Source organism: Rhizobium sp. PEPV16, assembly GCF_008919455.1.
In the GTDB taxonomy this organism is placed as follows: domain Bacteria; phylum Pseudomonadota; class Alphaproteobacteria; order Rhizobiales; family Rhizobiaceae; genus Rhizobium; species Rhizobium leguminosarum_Q.
Window position 1 is genome coordinate 1 of record NZ_VSZV01000113.1, and the last position, 5,180, is coordinate 5,180.

The 5,180-nt window shown below is 61.7% G+C and carries 5 protein-coding genes; all 5 read left to right on the top strand.

The features are described 5' to 3' along the window. Positions 1 to 1,317: sugar ABC transporter ATP-binding protein (locus FY112_RS01615; RefSeq protein ID WP_151517486.1), on the top strand; the 1,317-nt coding region annotated here is incomplete at its 5' end. Beyond that, on the top strand, positions 1,314 to 2,327 hold the full coding sequence (locus FY112_RS01620; RefSeq protein ID WP_131622682.1) for an ABC transporter permease: 1,014 nt from the start codon (positions 1,314 to 1,316) through the stop codon (positions 2,325 to 2,327). The genes FY112_RS01615 and FY112_RS01620, both read left to right, overlap by 4 nt. Then, entirely contained in the window at positions 2,324 to 3,292 is a 969-nt protein-coding gene (gene yjfF, locus FY112_RS01625; protein WP_020049894.1) for a galactofuranose ABC transporter, permease protein YjfF, read from the top strand. Before FY112_RS01620 ends, yjfF begins: the two co-directional genes overlap by 4 nt. 16 nt (positions 3,293 to 3,308) lie before the next feature. Further along, entirely contained in the window at positions 3,309 to 4,094 is a 786-nt protein-coding gene (locus FY112_RS01630; RefSeq protein ID WP_017960421.1) for a FadR/GntR family transcriptional regulator, read from the top strand. Positions 4,095 to 4,258: 164 nt separating this feature from the next. Then, positions 4,259 to 5,180: NTP transferase domain-containing protein (locus tag FY112_RS01635; RefSeq protein WP_151517487.1), on the top strand; the 922-nt coding region annotated here is incomplete at its 3' end.

The window sequence follows — 5,180 nt, forward strand, 5'->3', positions numbered from 1 at the left end:
CACGAGATCAATCCGGCCAATACGCTCGCCGCCCAGAAGCTCGGCATCGGCACGGTCTACCAGGAGGTCAATCTCCTTTCCAATCTGAGCGTGGCCGAAAATCTCTTTCTCGGGCGCCAGCCAAGGCGCTTCGGCATGACCGACGTGCGTGCGATGAACCGCAAGGCGCGTGAGTTGCTCGCCGGCTACGGCGTCGATATCGACGTCACCGCCGAGCTCGGCCGTTTCTCCGTCGCCGTCCAGCAGGTGGTTGCCATCGCCCGTGCCGTCGATCTTTCCGGCAAGGTGCTGATCCTCGATGAGCCCACTGCAAGTCTCGATAATCAGGAAGTGGCGCTGCTCTTCCGCATCATCGACGACCTGAAGAAGCGCGGCCTTGGCATCGTCTTCATCACCCATTTTCTCGAGCAGGTTTATGCGATCAGCGACCGTATCACCGTGCTGCGCAACGGCAAGCTCGTCGGCACCCGCGACGCCTCTGATCTGCCGCGCCAGGGCCTGATCGCCATGATGCTCGGCCGCGAACTAGCCCATGTCGAGGAGACGGTCAGGGAACGCAGCCTTGCTGCGGGTGACGTCCGATACCGTTTTTCAGGCTACGGCAAACGCGGCAAGGTCAAGCCTTTCGACCTTGAAGTTCGGGCCGGAGAGGTGGTCGGCGTCGCCGGGCTGCTTGGTTCCGGCCGCACCGAAACCGCCGAACTGCTCTTCGGCATTGAACATGCCGACAGCGGCAGCGCCACGATCGACGGCCAGCCGGCGACGATTTCGAGCCCCCGCGCGGCGATTGCAAAAGGTTTCGGCTTCTGCCCCGAGGACCGCAAGACCGATGGCATCATCGGCGACCTGTCGATCAGGGAGAACATCGCCCTGGCGCTGCAGGCGCGCCGCGGCTGGACGCGGCCGCTGTCGCGCGCCGAACAGAATACGCTTGCCGACCGCTACATCAAGGCGCTGGATATCCGCACCACCGATCGCGAAAAGCCGATCCGGCTACTGTCAGGCGGCAACCAGCAGAAGGCGATCCTCGCCCGCTGGCTGGCGACCAATCCCAAGTTTCTGATCCTCGACGAGCCGACCCGCGGCATCGATGTCGGTGCCCATGCCGAGATCATCCGGCTCATCGAAGAACTCTGTGCCGGCGGCATGTCGCTGATCGTGATTTCCTCGGAACTTGAAGAGCTTGTCGCCTATAGTTCACGTGTCATCGTACTGCGCGACAGGCAGCATATCGCCGAACTGACAGGCGAGCGTATCACCGCTGCCGGCATCGTCGATGCCATCGCTGCCGCCGAGCACAAGATGGAGGATGCATGAGGTCCTCCCTGAAAGCGCTGGCCTATCGCCTGGCGCCGCAATTGATCGCGCTCGTTGTCATTCTTCTGTTGAATTTCATCACGTCACCGCAGTTTTTTAATGTTGTGGTTCAGAATGACCGGCTTTATGGCAGCCTGATCGATGTGCTGAACCGCGGCGCGCCGGTGGCGCTGCTGGCGATCGGCATGACGCTGGTCATTGCCACCAAGGGCATCGACCTGTCCGTCGGTGCGGTCATCGCCATCTGCGGCGCCGTCGCCGCCTCGTCGATTGTCTCTGGAAATTCAGTCGCCTACACCATTATCCTGACGCTTGCGATCGGGCTTGCCTGCGGCGTCTGGAACGGGTTCCTGGTGGCAGTCCTCAATATCCAACCGATCATCGCGACGCTGGTGCTGATGGTGGCCGGCCGAGGCATCGCCCAGTTGATCACCGAAGGCGCCATCCTGACCTTCAACGATGACGGGCTGACCTTCTTCGGCAGCGGTTCCATGGCTCTCCTGCCGATGCCTGTCGTCATCTGGCTTCTCGTTGGCCTGCTCGTCATCCTGCTCGTCCGCCGTACGGCGCTCGGCATGCTGATCGAGGCCGTCGGCATCAATCGTCGCGCCAGCACGCTCTCCGGCATTCAAACGCCGGTGCTGCTGATGGCGGTCTATATGCTGAGCGGGATCTGCGCCTCGATTGCGGGCATCATCGTCGCAGCCGACATCAGGGGCGCCGATGCCAACAATGCCGGCCTATGGCTGGAACTTGACGCGATCCTCGCCGTCGTCGTCGGCGGCAATTCGCTCCTCGGCGGCCGCTTCAGCATTCTCGGGTCGCTGATCGGCGCGATGATCATCCAGGCTGTGAATACCGGCATCCTGTCCGCCGGCTTCCCGCCTGAATTCAACCTGATTATCAAGGCCGTCATCATTATCGTCATCCTCGTCATCCAGTCGCCGGCGGTACAATCGCTCGCCATCTTCGCCAGCCGCCGGCAGGGCGGTAGGGAGCAGCCGAAATGAACTCCAAATACCTGCCGCTGCTTGCGACCATCGTCATCTTCGTGCTCGCCTATGCCGGATGCGCGCTGCAATATCCGAACATTCTGTCGACGCGCGTCATCGGCAATCTCTTGACCGACAATGCCTTTCTCGGCATCGCCGCCGTCGGCATGACCTTCGTCATCATTTCGGGCGGCATCGATTTGTCGATCGGCTCGGTCATCGCCTTTACCGGCGTCTTCCTCGCGGTGATCCTTGAGAATACCTCGATCCATCCGCTGCTCGCCTTCGCGCTGGTGCTCGTCATCACGACTGCCTTTGGCGGTATCATGGGCGCGATCATCCACTATCTCGAAATGCCGGCCTTCATCGTCACCCTTGCCGGCATGTTCCTGGCGCGCGGCATGGCCTTCGTGCTCTCGATCGACAGCATCCCGATCAACCACGAATATTATTCGACGCTGACGAGCCTCTATTACCGTCTGCCCGGTGGCGGGCGGCTGACGCTGATCGGCGGCATCATGCTTCTGGTCTTTGCCGTCGGCATCTTCATCGCCCAGCGCACCCGTTTCGGCACCAACGTCTATGCGCTCGGCGGCGGCACGCAGACGGCGCGGCTGATGGGCGTGCCGGTCGGCCGCACGACAATCCAGATCTATGCGCTCTCGGGCTTTCTGGCGGGGCTATCCGGGATCGTTTTTTCGCTGTACACCTCTGCCGGATATTCTCTTGCAGCAGTCGGCGTCGAACTCGATGCCATCGCGGCGGTCGTCATTGGGGGGACGCTGCTGACCGGAGGAGCGGGATTCGTGGCAGGAACCTTGATCGGTATCCTGATCCAGGGGCTCATTCAGACCTACATCACCTTCGACGGCACGCTGTCGAGCTGGTGGACCAAGATCCTGATTGGCCTTTTGCTGTTTGCATTCATCTTGATGCAGAAAGCCATCCTGTTCGTGTCCAGTCTGAACAAGAGGTACGCCTGAGGGGGAGACGGATCGCTTGCGCTACAAATTGGACGAGACACGCAAGACGGGGCGTAGAACCCGGACGAGCCACGCGCAGGTGGTCGACGAACTCGGCAAGGCGATCGTCGCCGGCACCTATCCGGTTGGCTCGATCCTGCCAGGCGATACGGAACTGGCGCAACGCTTCAAAGTGTCCCGCACGGTGTTGCGCGAGACGATGAAGACGCTCGCCGCCAAGGGCATGGTCGTCGCCAAGGCGCGGGTCGGCACGCGTGTGACCGAAAAGAACCTCTGGAACATGTTCGACAGCGAGATCATCGCCTGGCACTTCGACAATGGCGTGACGGAAGAGTTTCTACTGCAGCTCTACGATATTCGCCTCGCCTTCGAACCTTTCGCCGCCGGTCTCGTCGCCGAGCGGGCGAATGCCGAGGAGATCGAGATGCTGCGTGGGCTGGCGCTCGAGATGGCAGCGGCCGGTCATACGGCCGACAGCCTCGCACTCGCCGACCTTCGTTTTCACCTGGCGATCGCCGAAGCCTCGCACAATCCCTTCATGCGGACACTGGGCAGTCTCATCGAAGCAGCCCTCGTCGGCATGTTCAGGATGAGCACGCCGCCAACCGAAAACGGCTTCGCCAATATCGCCGATACCCATATGCGCATCGTCGATGCGATCGTTTCCGGCGATAACGCCGCCGCGCGCCGTGCGATGGAGGACGTCATCCTGGACGGTCGCATTCATGTGCATGAAGCTTTCGCAGCCCGCGGGTCCGAGGCCGTCGAAGGGTCGATCTCAGCCGCAAATTTACCCTTGTGAAGGCTTTTCTTGTCTGCAGCGCCGCGCATCCTTCGAGAGGCGCAAGGGAGGCTGCAGCACTTTGAATGGCTGCATGATTTTATCCTTAAATCGATTCCGATTTAGGGAATTATGCAGTATGAGGCGATAAAGCCGCCTCATGGCGCGGATTCGCGGAGCAAATCATGGAACGCACTTGTCTTGCCGTCATCCTTGCCGCCGGTGACAGCACGCGGATGAAATCCTCGAAATCGAAGGTCCTGCATCCGGTCGCCGGTCGGCCGATGATCGCCCATGTCGTCGAGGCGGTCGCCTCCGCCGGCATCTCGTCCGTCGCCCTTGTGGTCGGCCGCGATGCCGAGGATGTGGCAAAGGCGGCAAGCATTGCCGGCGTCGGCATCGAATCCTGTCTGCAGAAGGAACGCCTCGGCACCGGCCATGCGGTACTGGCCGCGCGCGACGCGATCGCCAAGGGTTATGACGATATCCTCGTCACCTATGGCGACGTGCCGCTGCAAACCGACGGACCGCTGAAGGCCGCCCGCCAGGGCCTTGCCGATGGCAGCGATGTCGTCGTCATTGGCTTCCACACCGACCGCCCGACCGGCTACGGCCGCCTGCTCGTCAAGGATGGCGAACTCATCGCCATCCGCGAGGAGAAGGATGCGACCGATGCTGAGCGCACCGTCACCTGGTGCAACAGCGGGTTGATGGCGATCAACGGCAGAAAGGCGCTTGATCTTCTCTCGCGCATCGGCAACGCCAATGCCAAGGGTGAATTCTATCTGACCGATCTTGTCGAGATCGCCCGTTCGCTCGGCGGACGCGTCACCGCCGTCGATGCTCCCGAGATCGAGATGACCGGCTGCAACAACCGGGCCGAACTCGCCGTCATCGAGCGCTTTTGGCAGGAGCGCCGCCGCCACGAGATGATGCTTTCCGGCGTCACCATGATCGCGCCGGAAACGGTTTTCCTCTCCTACGACACCGTCATCGGCCAGGATGCGCTGATCGAACCGAACGTCGTCTTCGGTCCCGGCGCAGTGATCGACAGCGGCGCCGTCATCCATGCCTTCTCGCATATCGAAGGCGCCCATGTCAGCCGGG

What these genes read in the sequence shown, in the direction of transcription:
- yjfF (WP_020049894.1), top strand. Translation starts at nt 2,324, where the DNA reads ATGAACTCCAAATACCTGCCGCTGCTTGCGACCATCGTCATCTTCGTG.
- FY112_RS01620 (WP_131622682.1), top strand. Translation starts at nt 1,314, where the DNA reads ATGAGGTCCTCCCTGAAAGCGCTGGCCTATCGCCTGGCGCCGCAATTG.